Annotated in this window: 18 protein-coding genes and 2 pseudogenes; 9 read left to right on the top strand and 11 right to left on the bottom strand. The window is 69.5% G+C overall.

Annotation, left to right across the window (positions count from 1 at the left end):
- Positions 1-17 precede the first annotated feature (17 nt).
- The 4 genes and pseudogenes from ABZ396_RS17040 (at position 18) to ABZ396_RS17025 (ending at position 3,381) form a co-directional block, all read left to right on the top strand.
- On the top strand, positions 18-710 hold the full coding sequence (locus ABZ396_RS17040) for a TetR/AcrR family transcriptional regulator (protein ID WP_358918267.1): 693 nt from the start codon (positions 18-20) through the stop codon (positions 708-710).
- 435 nt (positions 711-1,145) lie between these two features.
- Positions 1,146-1,373 (top strand): annotated as a pseudogene (locus ABZ396_RS17035) (TetR-like C-terminal domain-containing protein); the annotation flags it as partial.
- 92 nt (positions 1,374-1,465) lie between these two features.
- On the top strand, positions 1,466-2,719 hold the full coding sequence (locus ABZ396_RS17030) for a sensor histidine kinase (protein WP_358918265.1): 1,254 nt from the start codon (positions 1,466-1,468) through the stop codon (positions 2,717-2,719).
- Entirely contained in the window at positions 2,716-3,381 is a 666-nt protein-coding gene (locus ABZ396_RS17025) for a response regulator transcription factor (protein ID WP_358918263.1), read from the top strand. The genes ABZ396_RS17030 and ABZ396_RS17025 overlap by 4 nt, the downstream gene beginning before the upstream one ends.
- On the opposite strand, the gene ABZ396_RS17020 is transcribed toward ABZ396_RS17025, so the two are convergent.
- Both ABZ396_RS17020 and ABZ396_RS17015 read right to left on the bottom strand, forming a co-directional pair.
- Positions 3,342-3,626, bottom strand: a complete 285-nt coding sequence (locus ABZ396_RS17020) for a DUF6332 family protein (RefSeq protein WP_358918261.1) — start codon at positions 3,624-3,626, stop codon at positions 3,342-3,344. The two genes, ABZ396_RS17025 and ABZ396_RS17020, sit on opposite strands and share 40 nt — an antisense overlap.
- Before the next feature lie 70 nt (positions 3,627-3,696).
- A complete protein-coding gene (locus ABZ396_RS17015) occupies positions 3,697-5,172 on the bottom strand; it encodes an MFS transporter (RefSeq protein ID WP_358918259.1) in 1,476 nt (491 codons plus the stop codon).
- Between the two features lie 82 nt (positions 5,173-5,254).
- Here ABZ396_RS17015 and ABZ396_RS17010 point away from each other — a divergent pair, with 82 nt between their 5' ends.
- On the top strand, positions 5,255-5,647 hold the full coding sequence (locus ABZ396_RS17010; RefSeq protein ID WP_358918257.1) for a MarR family transcriptional regulator: 393 nt from the start codon (positions 5,255-5,257) through the stop codon (positions 5,645-5,647).
- 9 nt (positions 5,648-5,656) lie between these two features.
- Here ABZ396_RS17010 and ABZ396_RS17005 read toward each other — a convergent pair whose 3' ends face one another.
- The 6 genes from ABZ396_RS17005 to ABZ396_RS16980 all read right to left on the bottom strand — a co-directional run bounded on the left by ABZ396_RS17005 (position 5,657) and on the right by ABZ396_RS16980 (position 11,735).
- Positions 5,657-6,412 carry a maleylpyruvate isomerase family mycothiol-dependent enzyme gene (locus ABZ396_RS17005; RefSeq protein ID WP_358918255.1) on the bottom strand — a complete coding sequence of 252 codons (756 nt, stop codon included), beginning with the start codon at positions 6,410-6,412 and terminating at the stop codon, positions 5,657-5,659.
- Between the two features lie 253 nt (positions 6,413-6,665).
- Positions 6,666-7,922, bottom strand: coding sequence for an MFS transporter (locus tag ABZ396_RS17000; protein ID WP_359184880.1), 1,257 nt, complete (start codon positions 7,920-7,922; stop codon positions 6,666-6,668).
- A gap of 91 nt (positions 7,923-8,013) precedes the next feature.
- On the bottom strand, positions 8,014-9,897 hold the full coding sequence (locus ABZ396_RS16995; protein WP_358918251.1) for a carbamoyltransferase C-terminal domain-containing protein: 1,884 nt from the start codon (positions 9,895-9,897) through the stop codon (positions 8,014-8,016).
- Positions 9,894-10,619, bottom strand: coding sequence for a hypothetical protein (locus ABZ396_RS16990; RefSeq protein ID WP_358918249.1), 726 nt, complete (start codon positions 10,617-10,619; stop codon positions 9,894-9,896). The genes ABZ396_RS16995 and ABZ396_RS16990 overlap by 4 nt, the downstream gene beginning before the upstream one ends.
- On the bottom strand, positions 10,612-11,346 hold the full coding sequence (locus tag ABZ396_RS16985; RefSeq protein ID WP_358918247.1) for a hypothetical protein: 735 nt from the start codon (positions 11,344-11,346) through the stop codon (positions 10,612-10,614). The genes ABZ396_RS16990 and ABZ396_RS16985 overlap by 8 nt, the downstream gene beginning before the upstream one ends.
- Positions 11,347-11,420: 74 nt before the next feature.
- Positions 11,421-11,735, bottom strand: coding sequence for a hypothetical protein (locus ABZ396_RS16980; protein ID WP_358918245.1), 315 nt, complete (start codon positions 11,733-11,735; stop codon positions 11,421-11,423).
- Between the two features lie 161 nt (positions 11,736-11,896).
- Here ABZ396_RS16980 and ABZ396_RS16975 point away from each other — a divergent pair, with 161 nt between their 5' ends.
- Both ABZ396_RS16975 and ABZ396_RS16970 read left to right on the top strand, forming a co-directional pair.
- Positions 11,897-12,451 (top strand): GNAT family N-acetyltransferase, encoded by a 555-nt coding sequence (locus ABZ396_RS16975; protein WP_358918243.1) that lies wholly within the window; start codon positions 11,897-11,899, stop codon positions 12,449-12,451.
- Between the two features lie 329 nt (positions 12,452-12,780).
- Positions 12,781-12,909: pseudogene (locus tag ABZ396_RS16970) on the top strand (oxidoreductase); the annotation flags it as partial.
- A gap of 87 nt (positions 12,910-12,996) precedes the next feature.
- Here ABZ396_RS16970 and ABZ396_RS16965 read toward each other — a convergent pair.
- The 3 genes from ABZ396_RS16965 to ABZ396_RS16955 all read right to left on the bottom strand — a co-directional run bounded on the left by ABZ396_RS16965 (position 12,997) and on the right by ABZ396_RS16955 (position 15,132).
- Positions 12,997-13,296 (bottom strand): hypothetical protein, encoded by a 300-nt coding sequence (locus tag ABZ396_RS16965; protein ID WP_358918241.1) that lies wholly within the window; start codon positions 13,294-13,296, stop codon positions 12,997-12,999.
- Between the two features lie 428 nt (positions 13,297-13,724).
- The gene (locus ABZ396_RS16960; RefSeq protein WP_358918239.1) at positions 13,725-13,928 is read right to left on the bottom strand and encodes a CPBP family intramembrane glutamic endopeptidase; all 204 of its coding nucleotides are present in this window, start codon (positions 13,926-13,928) and stop codon (positions 13,725-13,727) included.
- 52 nt (positions 13,929-13,980) lie between these two features.
- Positions 13,981-15,132 carry an MFS transporter gene (locus ABZ396_RS16955; protein ID WP_358918237.1) on the bottom strand — a complete coding sequence of 384 codons (1,152 nt, stop codon included), beginning with the start codon at positions 15,130-15,132 and terminating at the stop codon, positions 13,981-13,983.
- Between the two features lie 523 nt (positions 15,133-15,655).
- On the opposite strand from ABZ396_RS16955, the gene ABZ396_RS16950 reads away from it, so the two are divergent.
- Together ABZ396_RS16950 and ABZ396_RS16945 are read left to right on the top strand one after the other, a co-directional pair.
- Entirely contained in the window at positions 15,656-15,937 is a 282-nt protein-coding gene (locus ABZ396_RS16950; protein WP_358918235.1) for a hypothetical protein, read from the top strand.
- A 175-nt stretch (positions 15,938-16,112) separates the two neighbouring features.
- Entirely contained in the window at positions 16,113-16,508 is a 396-nt protein-coding gene (locus tag ABZ396_RS16945; RefSeq protein WP_358918233.1) for a luciferase family protein, read from the top strand.
- Positions 16,509-16,510: the final 2 nt, after the last annotated feature.

Below are 16,510 nucleotides of genomic sequence, written 5' to 3'. Positions count from 1 at the left end.
CGTGGCACACTGCTCGTATGAGCACCTCACAGGGCGCCCGTGCGCGAGCCAGGATGGAAGTCACCGCGGCCATCAAGGACGAGGCGCGCAGACAGCTCGCGGCCGAGGGCGCGGCCAAGCTGTCGCTGCGGGCCGTCGCGCGTGAACTCGGCATGGTCTCCTCGGCGCTCTACCGCTACTTCCCCAGCCGTGACGACCTGCTCACCGCGCTCATCATCGATGCCTACGACTCCCTCGGCGAGGCCGCCGAGGCCGCGCACGCCGCTGCCGCCGACGCCGCCCCGGCGCACCGCTGGGTCACCGTGTGCGAGGCGGTACGCGGCTGGGCGCTGGCGCACCCGCACGAGTACGCGTTGATCTACGGCTCGCCGGTGCCCGGCTACTCGGCGCCTGAGACGACCGTTCTGCCGGCCGCCCGAGTCGCCCTCGTCCTGATCGGCATCGTGCGCGAGGCGTTCGAGCGGCGCGGTCTGGCCCGCACCCCCATGCCCGCCGAGCTCGCGCCCGAGGCCCGCCGGATGGCCGACGAGCTGATGCCCGGCCTCCCGCCGGAGGTGGCCGTGGCCATGGTCGCGGCGTGGGCGCAGCTGTTCGGACTCGTCGGATTCGAACTGTTCGGGCAGTTCAAGGGGGTCGTCGAGGACCGTGACCGGTTCTTCCGGCACGCGGCCGCCCAGCTCGCCCACGGGGTGGGCGTGGTCTTCCCGTAGTCGGTCGGCTCCGGTGGCGAGGTGACAGACACACCGTCGCCTCGGGAGCGGTCCGCGCTGGTCGCCTTGGGCGCGCCGCCACCCCCGGGCGTCACCTGCGCGAGCGGCGGGCTCACCCGGGCGCCACCCGGGGGCGTGAACCTGGGCGGCATCCGAACGAACCCGGAACGTGGGCCGGCGCGTGGCCGAAGGCCCCACGTACCAGCTTCAGTGCCTCGACGGCCACGCCCGCTACTGAGGGCCCGGCTCCGCCGAACTCCCGCCGGCCGACGGGCACCTCTCCGACGCGGTCATCCATCGCCGGATGGGCGAACGCTTCGCCGGGCCGGCCTTCGTGGACGACGCGGCGTTCGCGAAGGGCGGCAGGGGAGCCGACGGTCCTCACTGCGCCGGGGCGGCCGACGTCCCGGCGCCGTCCTCCGGGACGAGCTGGCCGAGCCCGAGGTGCCGGCCTCCGCCGGCTTCACCGCGCACCTCGCCCAGCACCGGCAGTGGGCCGAGGACCACCCCGCGCCGCCGGGAGTGCTTCGCCGGGCGCTGGCTTTCTGGACCCGGATGCACGGCGTGCTCTCCCTCGAACTCGCCGGACAGTTCGCGGGCATGGGCTTCGACCCGGAGCGGCTGTTCGACGCCGAGGTGGCGGAGCTGGCGCCCGGCCGCTGACCGCGACCCGGCGGCCTACTTCCCGGGGAGTACGCGTGATCACCTCGCCGGGCTGACGCTCGCGTGGGCCGGTGCCGTCTAGCGTGGCGGACATGGACGAGCAGCGGGTAGGGGAGCGCGGCCCCGCGCAGTGGTGGCATCACGGCCCCCCGTGGCGGTACCGCGACGACGGGGGTGAGGACGAGCCGTCCCGCGGCCGGCTGCCGTGGCGCACCACCGTCCCGCTCACTGTCCTGGTACTGGTGGGCTCGAACTTCGCCGCCCACGGGCAGCCGCACCGCGAACACCTCGACGTGTACGCCCGGCTGCTGCTCCTGGCCACCTGCGCGCTGCTGCTGTGGCGGCACCGGCACCCGGTGCCCGTGGTGTTCGGCACGGCCGCGCTCGCCCTGGTCTACCTCGCGGCCGGCTACCCATATGGGCCGCTCTTCGCGGCCGTCGCCGTGGCCTGCTTCAGCGCTGTCGTCGCCGGGCGCCGCCGGGCCGCCTGGGCGGCCATCGGGATGCTGTGGGGCGGCCACCTGCTGATCTCGCTCTGGCTGTACCGCTGGCTGCCGCCGCCGGGTGACACGGGGGCGAATCTTGGCCAGGAGATGATCATCGCCACTTGGGTGCTGATCATCGTCTCCGTGGCCGAGCTGGTCCGGCTGCGGCGCGAGCAGTGGGCGCGGGAGCGGGCCGACCGCGCTCAGGCGGCCCGGCGGCGGGCGGACGCGGAACGGCTGCGGATCGCCCGCGAGCTGCACGACGTGCTGGCGCACAGCATCTCGGTCATCAACGTCCAGGCGGGCATGGGCCTCGCACTCCTGGACTCCGACCCGGAGCAGGCCCGGTCCGCGCTCACCACCATCAAGGCCGCCAGCAAGGAGGCCCTCGGCGAGGTGCGTCAGGTGCTCGACACCCTGCGCGCTCCGGGGGACGTGCCGCGCGCGCCGGCGCCTGGCCTGGGGCGGTTGCCGGAACTCGTCGAACAGGCGGCGAGTGCGGGTCTCACCGTGGCGGTCGAGGGGGAGCCGCCGCGGCTCCCGCCCGGCGCCGACCTGGCCGCCTTCCGGATCGTGCAGGAGGCGCTCACCAATGTCGTACGGCACTCGGGTTCGCGGCACGCGCGCGTGCGGCTCGAACACGGCGGCGGTCAGCTGCGGTTGTGGATCGACGACGACGGCCCGGCGACCGGCGCGGACGCGGGCGGCAGCGGGAACGGGCTGGCCGGGATGCGGGAGCGGGCGGCCGCGCTGGGTGGCACGATCGAGGCGGGACCGCGCGCCGACGGCGGCTTCCGGGTGCTCGCCGTACTGCCTCTGACCGACGCCCCACTGCCCTTGACCGATCGGGAGGACCGATGATCCGGGTACTGCTCGCCGACGACCAGTCGCTGGTGCGGGCCGGTTTCCGGGCGCTGCTCGACGCTCAGCCGGACATCGAGGTGGCCGGGGAGGCGGCGGACGGCGAGGAGGCGCTGCGCCAGGTACGCGAACTGCGCCCCGATGTCGTCCTGATGGACATCCGTATGCCGCATCTCGACGGCCTGGCCGCGACCCGCCGAATCACCGCGGAGGAGGAGCTGAAGGACGTCAAGGTGGTCATGCTGACGACGTTCGAACTGGACGAGTACGTCTTCGAGGCGATCCGCTCCGGGGCCTCGGGCTTCCTGGTCAAGGACACCGAGCCGGAGGAACTGGTGCGCGCCGTCAGGGCGGTGGTGGGCGGGGACGCACTGCTGTCGCCGGGGGTGACGCGCCGGCTGATCGCGGAGTTCGCGGCCCGTTCCAAGGAGCCGGCCGCCGCCGACGCCCTCGCCCGACTCACGGAACGGGAAAGGGAGGTGATGGCCCTGGTCGGCATCGGCCTGTCCAACGAGGAGATCGCCCGCCGCCTGGTGGTCAGCCCCCTGACCGCCAAGACCCATGTGAGCCGCGCGATGGTCAAGCTGGGCGCCCGCGACCGAGCCCAACTGGTCGTCCTGGCCTATGAGTCGGGGCTGGTCCGGCCGGGCTGGCTGGGCTGAGACGACCGCTGGAAGCGGACGAACACGCTGACCACCCGGGCGAAGAACATCACAGTGGCGAGCGCCACGCCCACCAGCGGCAGCGCCCGTTCGAGACCACCGGGCACATCGAAGAGCAGGGCCGGTCCCGCCACCGCTCCGAAGACCACCGCCGCCGCGAACACCGCGCCGCACAGCGCGTAGCCGATCTCGACGGTGATCGCGTCCCGCTCGGCCTGACTGCGCCGTCCCCCGTGACTCGTCATCCCGTCAGTGTCACAGCCGTGCGCCCGGCGGAGCAACCTGCCCCGCCGGGCGCACGTTCGGAGGGTTCCGTCAGTCGCTGACGGACACGCGCTCCGCCTCCAGGGACGTGGACTTGGCGATCACGACGGTCTGCTGCCCACGCCGGGTGAGCAGTCCGGTGAGTGTGATCAGGAAGCCGGCGAGGGCCACGCCCGCCACCACCATGAAGCCGGGGCGGTAGCTGTCGAGGACCGCCTGCGGGGTCGCATGGGCCGGGGCGCCGGCGGTGACCACCGCCGTCACGATCGCCAGGAAGATCGCGCCGCCCACCTGCACCGAGGTGTTGAGGAGCCCGGAGACCATGCCCTGCTCGTGGTCGTCCACCCCGTTGGTGGCCTGGATGTTGAGCGAGGGGAAGACCAGCGCGCAGGCAGCGCCGATCAGCAGCATCGACGGCAGGATCACCGCCGCGTAGACGGGGTCGAGGTCGACGCGCAGGAACAGGACGTATCCGAGGACCATGAACGCGAAGCCCGTCGCTATCAGCCGCGGGGTGCCGAAGCGGTCCACGATCGCACCGACCCTGGTCGAGGACACCGCCACCAGCGCGCCCGCGGGCAGGAAGGCCAGGGCGGTGTGCAGCGCCGACCAGCCGAGCACGGACTGCATGTAGAGGGTGGTCAGGAACTGGAAGCCGACGTACGAGCCGAAGAAGGCGACCGCGCCGAGCTGGGCGCGGACCTGGCTGCCCGAGCGCAGCACGCCGAGCCGGATGAGCGGGCCGGGGGAACGGCGTTCGACCCGGACGAAGGCGGTGAGCAGGACGGCGACCGCGAGGAACGACAGCAGGGTGCGGGCCGAAGCCCAGCCGACCTGTGGGGCCTCCACCACGGTGAACACCAGGAGCAGCATCGAGGCGGTGCCGAGGACCGCGCCGGGGATGTCGTAGCCGTTGTGGTCGCGTTCGCGGGAGCTGCGCGGCAGCAGCTTGAGGCCGGCCACGAGCGCGATCAGGGCGATGGGGGCGGGCAGCAGCATGGTGAGGCGCCAACTGGCCTCGGTGAGCAGGCCGGACAGCACCAGGCCCATGGAGAAGCCGGTGGCCGCGCAAGTGGTGTAGATGGCGAGGGCACGGTTGCGCAGCGGGCCCTCCGGGAACGTGGTCGTGATGATTGAGAGGCCGGCCGGAGCGGTGAAGGCCGCGCTCAGGCCCTTGATGAAGCGGCTGCCGATCAGCAGCGGGCCCGAGTCGACGAGGCCGCCGAGCAGCGAGGCGAGCGCGAAGACGCCGAGGGCCACGAGGAACACCTGGCGCCGGCCCAGCAGGTCGGCGGTACGGCCGCCGAGCAGCAGCAGGCCGCCGTATCCCAGGATGTAGCCGCTGACGATCCATTGCAGCGTCGAGGTCGACAGGTGCAGGTCGGAGCCGATCGAGGGCAGGGCGACGCCGACCATCGACACATCGAGCGCGTCCAGGAACATCGCGGCGCAAAGCACCAGCAGTGTGCCCCAGAGCCGGGGAGTCCAGCGTCCCTTGAAAGGAGGGGCGGTGAGCGGAGAGGTCATGCGGACATTACATGCATATGCATTCAATGTAAGCGCATTTAATTACGATGCAACAATCCTGTTTCTCTGCTACGGTGCCGGGATGGCGGCGAAGAAGCCCGAGCAGGCACTCGTGGAGCAGTGGCGGGACATTCTGGCCCTGCACGCCCGCACCCAGTGCGAACTCGACCGCGTCCTGCACGACCACGGCCTGTGCGCCAGTGACTTCGAGGTACTCGACCTGCTCTCCGACGGTCCGGCGGCGGACGGCGCCTGCAGCTACCGCGTCCAGGAGATCGCTGAGCGGGTGCACCTCAGCCAGAGCGCGCTGTCCCGGCTGGTCGCCCGGCTGGAGAAGGACGGCCTGGTCGAGCGGACCATGTGCCCGGAGGACCGGCGGGGCGTGCGGGTGGCGCTGACGGGCAAGGGGCGCGCGCTGCACGGCCAGGTGCTGCCGGTGCAGCGCGCGGTGCTCACCCGGATGCTGGCCGGCTAGAACCGGCGGTCAGATCCCGGACCTGGTGCGCCACAGGTCGACCAGTTCCGGGTCGCCGGTCACCTTCGGCACCGGTATCCGGTTCCACAGCGCCAGGTACAACTCGTCGGCAGGACCCGAGAGTTCGGCCATTGCGCCAGAGGGTTCGGCCATCGCCCCATGGAGTGCGCCGAGTTCCGTGACGGGCGGTTGTGCCGACAGCCGTACGGCCCATGCCGCGTCCGTGTCCGCGGCGCGCACCCGGAGCACCCGCGGGTGTTCGGAGCGGACCCGGCTGCGGGTGCGGGCGTGGAAGCCGCGCAGCAGTTCGTCGATGCCGTCGACCGCGAAGTCCGAGGCGATCGGGGACGCCGGCCCGCCCCGGGCGGCCTCGGCGTCGTACCGGTGGACGGTCGTCTCATGAGCCTGCCGGCGCAGCCAGAAGGCCAGTGGTGAGGAGACGGGGGCGGGGTGGAAGGTCCAGCACGTCAGGTTCCGCGGGGCAGCGGCGAGGGTGCCGACGAGGTGATGGTGGCCGTCGCGGAACCAGGTGGTCAGGTCGGTGCCGTCGAGGTCGGGCGGGTCCGGGATGGGCCGGGGGCCGGGGTGGGCGTCGGCGACGACACTGGCGGCCCACCGGTGGATGGTGCCCGTGTGCCGCAGCAGGTCGCGCACCTGCCAGCCCGGGCAGGTCGGCACCTCGGCGTCGAGGCCCGCCTCCGTGCCGGCCGCGGCCAACGCCCGGCCCTCCCGGTCGAGGATCTGAAGAAACTCGGCAGTCTCCATGCCGCGAGTCTGCCCGATGCGGCACTCGCCGGCACAGCAGGCCCCTGGCGCAGCAGGAACCCCACCGAGTCCCCAGTGCGTTGACTGGCGGGGAGCGTCATTCAAAGCGCGCGATATCCGAGGCCGCCATCACGCGGGAGACGATGACCGAGATCCTGTCCGGCCGGGCGGAAGCGGACGCCCGCCGTCCGGCCGACACGTCGCCACAGCACACGGCGACTGCACGTAGCCAATCTTCCGCATCAGCGCGTGGTCAGGCCGTGGTGGGCTCGGATTCCCGAACTGCCCGGGACCAGATCACAGCTGCTGGTATGACCATGAGCAGCCCAATGGTCAGCAATAGGGTTGCTGAATTCATCAGCACGCCGGCCACTCCGCCGACCGCGAGCCCTACAGGTACCGCTGTGAGGTTCGCAGCGCGGTAGGAGGCTGTAGCCATGGGCCGTTCCGCGTCGGTGATGGCCCGGGCCCGGAATGTCTGAACCCGGACCAGGACGACGCCCGAGCAGAACTCGTCGATGACGAATCCCGCGAGCACCAGCAGCAGCCCCCCGGTACCTCCCATGTACGCTCCGAGCCCGATCACGGTGTAGGCGCCGACCGCCCCGCAGCCGAACAGCGAGGTCCCCCATCCGCTGCGGAGCGCTCGCGGGAGCCGTTCGGCGACAAAGGCACCGAGAACGGCGAACAGCACCGAGCAGCTGCGGATGACGCCGTATGTCGTCGCGGACAGGGGCGTCGTATGAAGCAGTGTGATCAGCAGGACGGCCTCGATGACGCACTGCCCAAAGTTGTACGACAGAGACCAGACGGTGACGGTACGCAGCGCCGATGTACGGAAGTTGATGGCCAGGCCGCCGCGCAGCGTGCTTTTCCTGGCAGGGGCGGCGTCTCCTGTTGGCTCTGCATCTGCTGTGCCCGGTCCCTCGGCCTTTTCGTCGGATGCGCTGCCGTTCGGTACGCGCACGCGAGGGATGCGCGCCAGCAGCCCGCACGCGGCCAGGGCCAGGACCGCGGCTGAGGCGAACGTGGGCGTCAGGCCGACGGCGGCCAGGGCGAGACCGGTCACAAAAGGTGCCGCCGCGTCGGCGGACGACTCGGCCATGCCAAGACGTGAGTAGATCTTCGGCAGAGCTTCATCGGTGAAGGCTTGCGGGATCAGTACCTGGGTCGAGACCGCGGTCAGGATGGAGCCGCAGGCCAGGGAGATGTTCGCCAGACAGAAGACGCCGATCGCCACGCCGGGTGCGAAAGCGAGGCCGAGCGCTGCCAGTGCGAAGGCGACGGCTCGCAGCAACTCGGAGCCGATCATGACGGCCCGCTGGTCGAACCGTTCGACGAGTCGGGCCGCTGGACCGGCCAGCAGCACCTGGGGAGCGAAGCGGCAGATGCCGAGCAGCGCGACGATCGTCGCGTTGGCGCCCAGGGTGTCTACGGCGACGAAAGGCACTGAGAACTCGACGGCGGCGATGGCGAAGAACGAGAGAAAGTTCGCCACCGGCAGGGACACTGCCAGCGCGTTGTTCTCTCTCAGTGGTTCGATGGTGGTCGTCATCCGTCCTCGGGCTCTTCTCGGTGTCTGTTGTCGGGCGTTCGGGTTTTCAGGCTTCCGCCAGTACGCCAGCGCGCAGGCACTCGACGACGTCGGCGGCGGTGCTGTCGGTCAGCACGGATTCCTGCTCCAGCAGGGACACGAACAGGTCTCGGCCGACCGGGACCTGGGCGCCTGCGTTACTCAGTACGTACCGGGTGCTGTCGCCCGTCCCGAAGACGGCCATAACGGTCGCCTCCGCGCGGCGGACGGGGATCTTCAGGGGCGAGGGAGACGCGAACAGGCCGTCCTCGGTGAGCAGGAACCCGATGTCCGGGTGACGGGAGAACGCCAGCGCGTCCGACGCGGACTCGATGATCGGCTGGGTGGGTCCGTTGAGGGAGGTGTTGACCAGGACCGGGATCTGTCCCGTCTCGGCCATCTGCGTGAGGATGTCGTGGATCGCGGGGTTGTCGTCAGCCGTGACCGTCTGCACCCGCGCCGAGCCGTCCGCGTGCACGATCTCCTTCAGCACGGCACGGTATTCCTCGCGCACCTCGAAGTCGTAGTTCATGAACGGTGCTTCCGTGGGCCCGATGAAATAGGTCGTGAGGTCCTCGGTCCGCACCATCGGGGCGACGGGCCGCCATGGCTGCCTCTTCTTGATCCGGTTCAGCTTGGACCGGGCGTTGGCGCAGGCGACCGGGTGACACAGGATCGACCTGTTCCCGAGCGCCCGCGGGCCGAACTCGGCCCGGCCGGCGTACCTGACCAGGATCGCCCCGTCCAGCAGTACCTCGGCGGCCCGTCGGCTCAGGTCCGCGGTCGCGGAGACGGCGTATCCCTGGCGCTGCGCTTCCTGTGGTGTGACCGGTTCGGCGGCGCGTCCCAGGAAATCGGAGGTGACCTTCACCGAAGCCACGGTCTGTGTCCGCGAGGTGCGCGCCCAGCCGAGATAGGCGGCGCCGACGGAGATGCCCGCGTCGTGGGGACAGGACGGCACGTACAGGTTGCGCACCTGCGGCAGCGCGCCGATGGCGGTGTTCCCTGACAGGTTCAGAAAGACACCGCCCGCGCAGCACAGGTCCGGTATCCCACTGAGTTCGACGGCCTGTGCAGCATGGCTGACGATGAGCCGGTTGAACGCTACCTGCACCGCGTGTGCGACATCGGCGCTCTGTGTGACGTCGGTGGTCGTCTCCAGGATCTGCCAGCCGTTGCGCAGCCGCGGCCGGGGACCGCTCGTGAGAATGTCATTGACGGTCACTCGGGGGGGCTGGTCGAAGGGCAGCGCGGCCAGTGCCATCAACTGGCCGTGGGCGTGCTCCTTGCGGAAGAGGAATCGGGCGACGTTGTCGTACAGGCTCGCTTCGCTCTGTACGAACACGTCCGGCTGGTTGTGCGGTTCGCTGAACGCCCGCTCCAGCAGTTCGAACCGGTCCTGCCGGAACGCGTACATGGAACGCATCTCGGTGAAGAGTCGTGGCGACGTCGCGTCGCTGTAGTACGTGCGGAAGAACTCCGGGAACGGAACGTGGAAGTCGGCGCCGTCCCGTGACGAGGTGCCGGCGCTGTCCGAGACCAGCACGGTCGCTTCCGAGAAGCCCGATGCGTACAGGGCGGATGCCGCGTGCGCCAGGTGGTGGGACACCACCTGGTGGCGTTCGTCGAACGGGTCGAAGAGGTCGAAGGAGGATGACACCAGGGGCCGCTGGAGGCCCACGCCGGAAGGGCCCGCGGCCTGGAAGGAACTGACGATGACGTCGACGTCTTCCAGGACCAGGCCAGCCGCGGCCAGCACCTCCCGGACCGGGAGCCTGTTGGTCAGCGCCTCCTGGCCGTCGTACTTGCGCCGGGTGACCCGCTCCTGCTGGATCGCGGCCAGCAGGACACCGTCCCGGACAACGGCGCAGGAAGACTCGTGTCCGCAGTGGATTCCGAGGGCGACGGTCATCGCTTGTAGTTCTCCAGCGGGGCGCCCTCGGGCATGAATCCGAACGTGAGGATGGAGACCCGCTCGTTCTCGCGGATCGGCGTGCGGCTGTGCGCCTGCGTGCCGGCCAGGAAGATGACGACCTCGCCGGGCTCCAGTTGGAACCGTTCCTTGCTGCCATCCGCGTAGTGCATGTGCAGCGCTGAGGGCTCGGGTGTCCCCTCGGGAATATCGTGCGCGAGCATCATCAGCACGTTCAGCGAGAAGATGTCGGTGTCGATGTGCGGGACGATGCCCTGACCGGCGTCGCGGTAGTACAGATAGCTCGCCACACCGGTCGCCTCCGCCTTCGGTACGACCGTGGCCACCAGGTCGGCCAGTTCCCGGCTGGTCGCCAGGCGGCTGGCGACTGGGCCGCCGTAGCCGAGGTAGTGCTCGTCGTAGGGCAGCGCGGTCTTGCCGACCTGCCCGGACTCGTCGATCAGGGACGTCAGCAGTTCGTCGGTGAGAAAGTCGGGGCGTCCCCGGTACCGCACCCCGCGCGGGTCCGGTACGTCGTAGGGGCAGAGCATCTCCAGCGCGTCGGTCACCGCTTCGCGGCCCGGCGCCGCCTCGGCCTCGGTCGAGGCCACCAGGCGTCCGGCGGACAGCCCCAGGATCAGCTTCAGATTCGCCTGTTCGGCCGGCGTGAGCCGCTCGTGCAGACCGGCGAGGCGGCGGCCCATGGTCGACGTGTCACTCATGTGTTCCCCCAAGGGTGCGGTAGCCGAAGGACACCAGACGGATCGCCTCGCCCTCGACGGTTCGGGTGCGCTGGTGCGTGACACTGTCCGCGAAGAAGACGAGGGACTCTCCCGGCTGCAAATGGAAGCGGATCGCCTCGTGGTCCGGCGGATGAAGAATGAGTTCGGACCGTTGCTCGCCGCTGGCCCGGTGTTCGAGCATGGTGAGGATGTTGAGAGAGAACTCGTCCTTGTCGACGTGCGGATCGATACCGAGGTCGGGCTCGTCGTAGTACAGGTGATTCGCCCTACGTGTCGGCGCGACGGCACCGACGACCTCGTTGAGGAACTTACGGATGGGCTGAGAAAGCGAGATGTCCCTGGCCACGGGGGCACTGGAGGCAACGTAGTGGTCGAGGAAGCGTTCGGCGACGGGACGGCAGGCGTGTGATTCCTGGTCCAGTGCGGCGAGGTCCTCATCGGACAGGAAAGATGCCCGGCCGTAGAACACCACACCCGTGGGGAATTTGTCCCGGCCCCCCGCCTGGAGCTTCGGCAGTGAATGCTGCGTAGCGCCGAGGGCGCTCTCCCGTAGGTTTTCTGGAATTTGTTGAGCATGGCCGCTGAGCACACCGCCCGCGGCCATGCTCAGGAGGAATTTCAGGTTCTCCCTTTCTGCGGCGGTCAGATCCGTCGACAGCTGAGACAACCGCTGCACCAACGCCGAAGCTTCCTCCGCAGATGTCATATTTAGATCCCCTGACTTTCTCTCCAGTTTTTACTGACTGTGCTTGGGACTAGCGCCCGTCCATCGGGGAGTTACTACTCTCCGGTGAACCCCAGCTGTCCGGGAAGGTCGATCAGACCCATCCGGATCTCCGGTGTGGCAGCCGCCGAGATCGGCTTCGCGAAGATGAACAGCGCTTCCTCGTTGTCCTTCTGCAGCTCACGCAGGTGCAGGCTGGCCGAGGTGACGATGGAGCTGAGCACGGCACGCTCGTCCGCGGTGAGTTCGTCGGACAGAAGTCCGAGCTTCTCGGCCAGCGTGGGAAGCGCGGCTTCCAGCGCAGCCGCGTCCAGTTCGGCGTCGAGCATGAGGTCGGGGTTCTGAGTGGTGACGTCCGTTTCGTTCGCCATACTTCTGCCTCCTATTTCGGGCATCGCGCCCATTTTCCTTGCTCGGTACAACGATCAAACAAACTAAAGGATCGAAACCTTTCACGCCAGAGGCCCTTATGTTGGCTGGGGGCGAATATGACTGGAGAGGCGCCCTTGCGGATGGGAGTTAAGATCACCGCATGCCTGAAACCAACTCCTGGCCGACCGCCCCTCTACTCCAAGGGGATCGTTTGCTACTGGAACCGCTAGCAATCACGCATGTCGAAGAAGCTGAGGAAATCCTCAACGACAAGCGTTTGCATGAATGGATCGGAGGCACACCGCCCACACGAGAAGAGCTGGAGCAGCGCTACCGGCGGCAGGCCGTTGGCCACTCACCCGACGGGCGGCAGGGTTGGCTGAATTGGATGCTCCGGAATAGAAGCGACGGGCAGCTGGTCGGAACAGTGCAGGCAACGCTCTACCACCCCGGTCCCGGCCGCGTCGAAGCCGAACTCGCATGGGTTGTCGGCCACGCCTTCCAAGGTGTCGGCTATGGCAAGGAAGGGGCCTTGGCGATGGCCCTGTGGCTGCGCTCCCAGGGGGTCGCCGGGTTTGTGGCCCATGTGCATCCCGGTCATCGAGCGTCGGCCGGCATCGCGAAGGCCCTGGGCCTGAAGCCGACCGGCGAGGTCCACGACTCCGAGGTCCTGTGGGCCGACTTCGACCCACGCGAACGCCCCTCGAAGTACTGACCGGTTCTGTACTTGCGGCTCTCCGCCTGGCTGGTCAGTGACCTGTTTCCTGCCTAGTGGCCTGACAGGTTGTCATGAGGGTCTTCGCTCGTGGCTCACTCGATCGATGTGCGTTGGTCCGACAGTGGAGACGGACATCGCCCGCCAGCGGCCACCCGGGGCGTGTGAAGCGACGCGCCGCATACCCGCTACCGCCCGCCTTCGCTTCTCCTCCCGGCACCGCGGCGATCCGGTCGACATACGTGGGTACGCCTTGTGCCTGGCCGGGTCGACCGGGCCCTGGCGCACCTCGTTGCGGCGCTGGGCGTGCTCGATCAGCTGTGTGCAACGTCGGACCCGACGGCAGCAGCGAGCGCACCGGCGCCCCCACCCTCGTCGGCCGCGCCAGGACAGCCAGCGACCCGGAAACCGCCCGCCATCTGTGGACCCTGTCCGAGGGACTCACCGGCGTCATCTTCCGGACCGACTGCGCACCGCGACGACTGCTGCCTGATGCGGGAGTGATTGACGTCGATCATGGAAATCCGTACAGCCACTGGATGCCGTCATCCGGTGTTCGACGTGGCGTGCTTCGGGTTGACGCGGGCTGGTGACGTGCCGTAGTCGAGGTGCGGAGCCGCCCGACTGGAGGCCCGGGCTTGCAGGTAGGCGGTCCAGTCGGTGACCGCGCGGGAGCGCCCTCGCCTGACGGTGTTGAGGTGGAGGCCGAGCATGGCTGCGAGGACGGCCGGAGGCATGTCCTGGGCGAGCTGGACCAGGGCGGTGGCTCGGGCGGCCGCCCAGCCGTAGCGGCGGTCACTGACGAACGCGCAGAACATCTGCAGATCGCCCTGCTGCCCTCGCACCGTCGAATGCGCCAGCGGCGAGGTGCCCGACAATGGTGGGAGAAATACGCCTCGACGTCCTCCGGGGTCCACTCCCACGGGTACGTCGCCGCGAACAGCGCGAACCGCCGCACCAGGCTCATCCGGTCGGCGATCGTCTTCTTCGTCAGCAGCCGACTTCGCTGCTGTTGCTCCCGACCGCGCAGCATCGCGTCGAACATCGCCGGCGCCGGGTCCAATACCCGCCCGTTTCCCGGAACAATCAGCCGAAACGCGCCCGGCACGTCGACAGTCTGCACAGCCGCTCCCACGGTTGCACCTGATGCAACATCGTGGCGTTGGACCTGCATCGCCCGAGGCCAGACATCCTCACATACCTGAACGAACGACCCACCCGCGAGCCTCCGAGCAGGTCACAGCCGTGCCCGCTCCGCGCCGAGTTGATGCATCTACCGCAACACCGCGCACTTGACCGCCCAGTGCAGGGCCATCGGCACCGGCAGGGAGCCGCTGCGGTCGCGCAGCCAGCACAGCGGACAGCCTGCGACGGCGGTGAACAGCACGGCCCGGAAGTCCACCGGGATCGCTCCGGCGACCGAGTGCCCGGTGCGGGAGCCGGCCTTGCTGGACTGAGTCCCTTCGATCCGTCGCATCGGTGCTCAGCCACGACGGGGCCTTCGGCGGTGCCGAACAGCCCCTGGTCCGTCACTTGCTCGTCGCGCCTATCAGCGTGGCTGTCCCTGCCAGTACCGCCACGCTCGTCAGCGCCGTCGGCAGTGAAGTCCAGTCAGCCATGAAACCGATCGCGGGCGGGCCCAGCAGCATGCCGCCGTAACCGAGCGTGGACGCCGTCGCGACGCCCGACGGACCGGCCAGGGCGCCCGCCCGCTCCACCGCCACCGGGAACAGGTTGGCCAGGCCCAGGCCCGTGATCGCGAAGCCGAGCAGCGTTGCCCATATCCATGGTGCGAGGGAACCGAGCAGCATGCCGGCCGCTGCCGTGCTGCCGCCGAAGATCACGGTCCTGGACCGCCCGAGCCGCTCCAGCAGCCTCGTTCCACTCGCCCGGCCGACCGTCATGGCCAACGCGAAACACGTGTAACCGGCCGCCGCGAGACCCGGCGACGCATCCAGATCCTGCCGGAGGTGGAGCGCGCCCCAGTCGGCCATCGCGCCCTCGCCGTACGCCGTGCACAGGGCGATCAGTCCGAAGACGATGACCATTCGGCGGGTGCGGGTGTCCAGGCGGCGCGGGGCGGAGTCGTGGTGCCGCTCGGCGTGGGGGGCCGGGGTGTCGTACCGCAGGAGCGTGTGGGCGGTGACGGCCGTGACCAGCAGGCCGATCACGGTGAGCGCGAGCAGGTGGCGCGTGGGGGAGAGCGAGTCGGCGACCAGGCCGCCCAGCCCCGCTCCGATCATGCCGCCCAGGCTGAACGCCGCGTGGAAGCTCGGCATGATCGGGCGGCCGAGGGCGGCGACCAAGTCGACCGCTGCGCTGTTGAACGCCACGTTCAGTCCGCCGTATGCCGCGCCGAACACGAGCAGGACGGCGCCGAGTGCCGCCACCGAGTGGGTGAGTGGGGGCAGCGCGACGCTCAGTGAGAGCAGCACGGCACAGACCAGCGTCACCGGGTGGCTGCCGTACCGGCGGCAGAGTCGCCCCGTCAGGGTCATGGTGATCACGGCGCCGGCCGAGACGCCGAGCAGTGCGAGCCCCAGCGTGCCGACCGAGGCATGGGTCTGGTGCTTGATGTCCGGGATCCGGACCACCCAGCCGGCGAAGACGAAGCCGTCCATGGCGAAGAGTGCGGTGATGGCGACGCGCAGGCGGGTGAGGGCGGCGGTGCTACCCGGCACGACGGTGTGCGATCGGGTTTTGTTTATTAGCGGCACAAAATCAGCGTAGGAGGAGGCGCCGGGGTGTCGCAAGGGGTGGAGCGTGGGGGAGCGGCTCGTAGGGGCCTATGTACACCCCTCATTCGCCGGGCAGCCCCGTCGTCAGTCGCTCGCGGGGCCGGTTGGCTGGTGATCGTCACCGGCAAGGACCCACAGCACCGGGGATTCGATCATGAAAGGGTTTGCCGGCGAGCTAGGGGGTGTCGTCTGGATCAGATCGGCAGTGAGGAACCGTGCCTCTTGACCGAGCCGAGCGGGGTCTGGTGGTGCAACTGCAAGGCGGAGGAGGCTTGGACAATCAGCCGCTGCCGCGGCGGGCTACGCGGTGGGGGCACCCCCGGCCGAAGGCTGGGGGACGTCGGGGAGTGACGACGGCTGGGGGCACCCACTCTGGGGGAGTGCGTGCCAGGGCCCGCGACGCCGGCATGATCCAGACGACACCGCCTAGGCCTCCCCTTCGGGCACGCTCTCCGCCGGCCGGGCGGTGTTCGGCCAACTCGCCGCGGACCAGGTGACGGTGGTCGGCCCCGGTGGCGAGGCGGTCGACGGGGCCTTGCAACCGACCTCCGAACTCGACCTGCATCTGGGGGACTACCGGCGCTATCGCGCCGGCGCACCAGTTGCTCGCTCTCGGCGGCACCTGCGGCTGGCGCCGTACGCCACCTTCGGCACCCCGGAAGTCGCCGATTCGGTGCTCACCGCGCTCGACGGCCGCAGCGCCGGGCTGCCGGCCGGCCCAGGGGTCGATCGCCACCGGGAAACGTGACGTTGGCCACGCCCGTCCCGGACGTCCGAGACGTACCTTCCGTCCCTCGAACGGCTGAAATCCTGCGGATATGCGCTCGTTCCCGACATCCGTGTTCGGATAGAGTTCGGCAACAGCTCGGTTAATAACTGCTCTCTGGTTGGTTACCGGAGAATGAGCGGTCCATGATGGCTCCATGACGTTGGCCTCGCGCGCTCTGGCGCAACTGGCGACCTGGCCCGACCTGACCCAGGCGGTACCGAGCTGTGGTCTGGGGCAGGCGGTGAACTCGCCGCAGGGCGAGATCGCGCACTTCCACTCCGACCGCGATGTGGACCTGCGTCTCACCACGCGCGCCATCCGGCATTTCGCCAGTGACCTCAAGAGTACGGGGGCGATCCGTATCGTCCCCGGCTCGCAGTGGGTGACGATACGACTCGACGCCGCGAGCGACGTCGATCTGCTGCTGACCCTGGTGAGCGTCGCCCTCCAGGCCCGGCAGAGCTGGCCCGACCCGGTCGACCGGCCTGTGTTCGGCTGCAACGACCAGCGGGGCGCGGGCTTCGTCAGCGCGGACACCAGCGGCAGGTGACA

The organism is Streptomyces sp. NPDC005866, assembly GCF_040629895.1.
GTDB lineage: Bacteria > Actinomycetota > Actinomycetes > Streptomycetales > Streptomycetaceae > Streptomyces.
The sequence above is the reverse complement of the archived record's forward strand: the minus strand, read 5'-3'. Positions and strand labels throughout refer to the sequence as shown.

Bases quoted from the DNA above. Each gene is read 5' to 3' on its own strand.
- ABZ396_RS17040 (WP_358918267.1), top strand. From the start codon at position 18: ATGAGCACCTCACAGGGCGCCCGTGCGCGAGCCAGGATGGAAGTCACC.
- ABZ396_RS17030 (WP_358918265.1), top strand. From the start codon at position 1,466: ATGGACGAGCAGCGGGTAGGGGAGCGCGGCCCCGCGCAGTGGTGGCAT.
- ABZ396_RS17025 (WP_358918263.1), top strand. From the start codon at position 2,716: ATGATCCGGGTACTGCTCGCCGACGACCAGTCGCTGGTGCGGGCCGGT.
- ABZ396_RS17020 (WP_358918261.1), bottom strand. From the start codon at position 3,626: ATGACGAGTCACGGGGGACGGCGCAGTCAGGCCGAGCGGGACGCGATC.
- ABZ396_RS17015 (WP_358918259.1), bottom strand. From the start codon at position 5,172: ATGACCTCTCCGCTCACCGCCCCTCCTTTCAAGGGACGCTGGACTCCC.
- ABZ396_RS17010 (WP_358918257.1), top strand. From the start codon at position 5,255: ATGGCGGCGAAGAAGCCCGAGCAGGCACTCGTGGAGCAGTGGCGGGAC.
- ABZ396_RS17005 (WP_358918255.1), bottom strand. From the start codon at position 6,412: ATGGAGACTGCCGAGTTTCTTCAGATCCTCGACCGGGAGGGCCGGGCG.
- ABZ396_RS16995 (WP_358918251.1), bottom strand. From the start codon at position 9,897: ATGACCGTCGCCCTCGGAATCCACTGCGGACACGAGTCTTCCTGCGCC.
- ABZ396_RS16990 (WP_358918249.1), bottom strand. From the start codon at position 10,619: ATGAGTGACACGTCGACCATGGGCCGCCGCCTCGCCGGTCTGCACGAG.
- ABZ396_RS16985 (WP_358918247.1), bottom strand. From the start codon at position 11,346: ATGACATCTGCGGAGGAAGCTTCGGCGTTGGTGCAGCGGTTGTCTCAG.
- ABZ396_RS16980 (WP_358918245.1), bottom strand. From the start codon at position 11,735: ATGGCGAACGAAACGGACGTCACCACTCAGAACCCCGACCTCATGCTC.
- ABZ396_RS16975 (WP_358918243.1), top strand. From the start codon at position 11,897: ATGCCTGAAACCAACTCCTGGCCGACCGCCCCTCTACTCCAAGGGGAT.
- ABZ396_RS16960 (WP_358918239.1), bottom strand. From the start codon at position 13,928: ATGCGACGGATCGAAGGGACTCAGTCCAGCAAGGCCGGCTCCCGCACC.
- ABZ396_RS16945 (WP_358918233.1), top strand. From the start codon at position 16,113: ATGACGTTGGCCTCGCGCGCTCTGGCGCAACTGGCGACCTGGCCCGAC.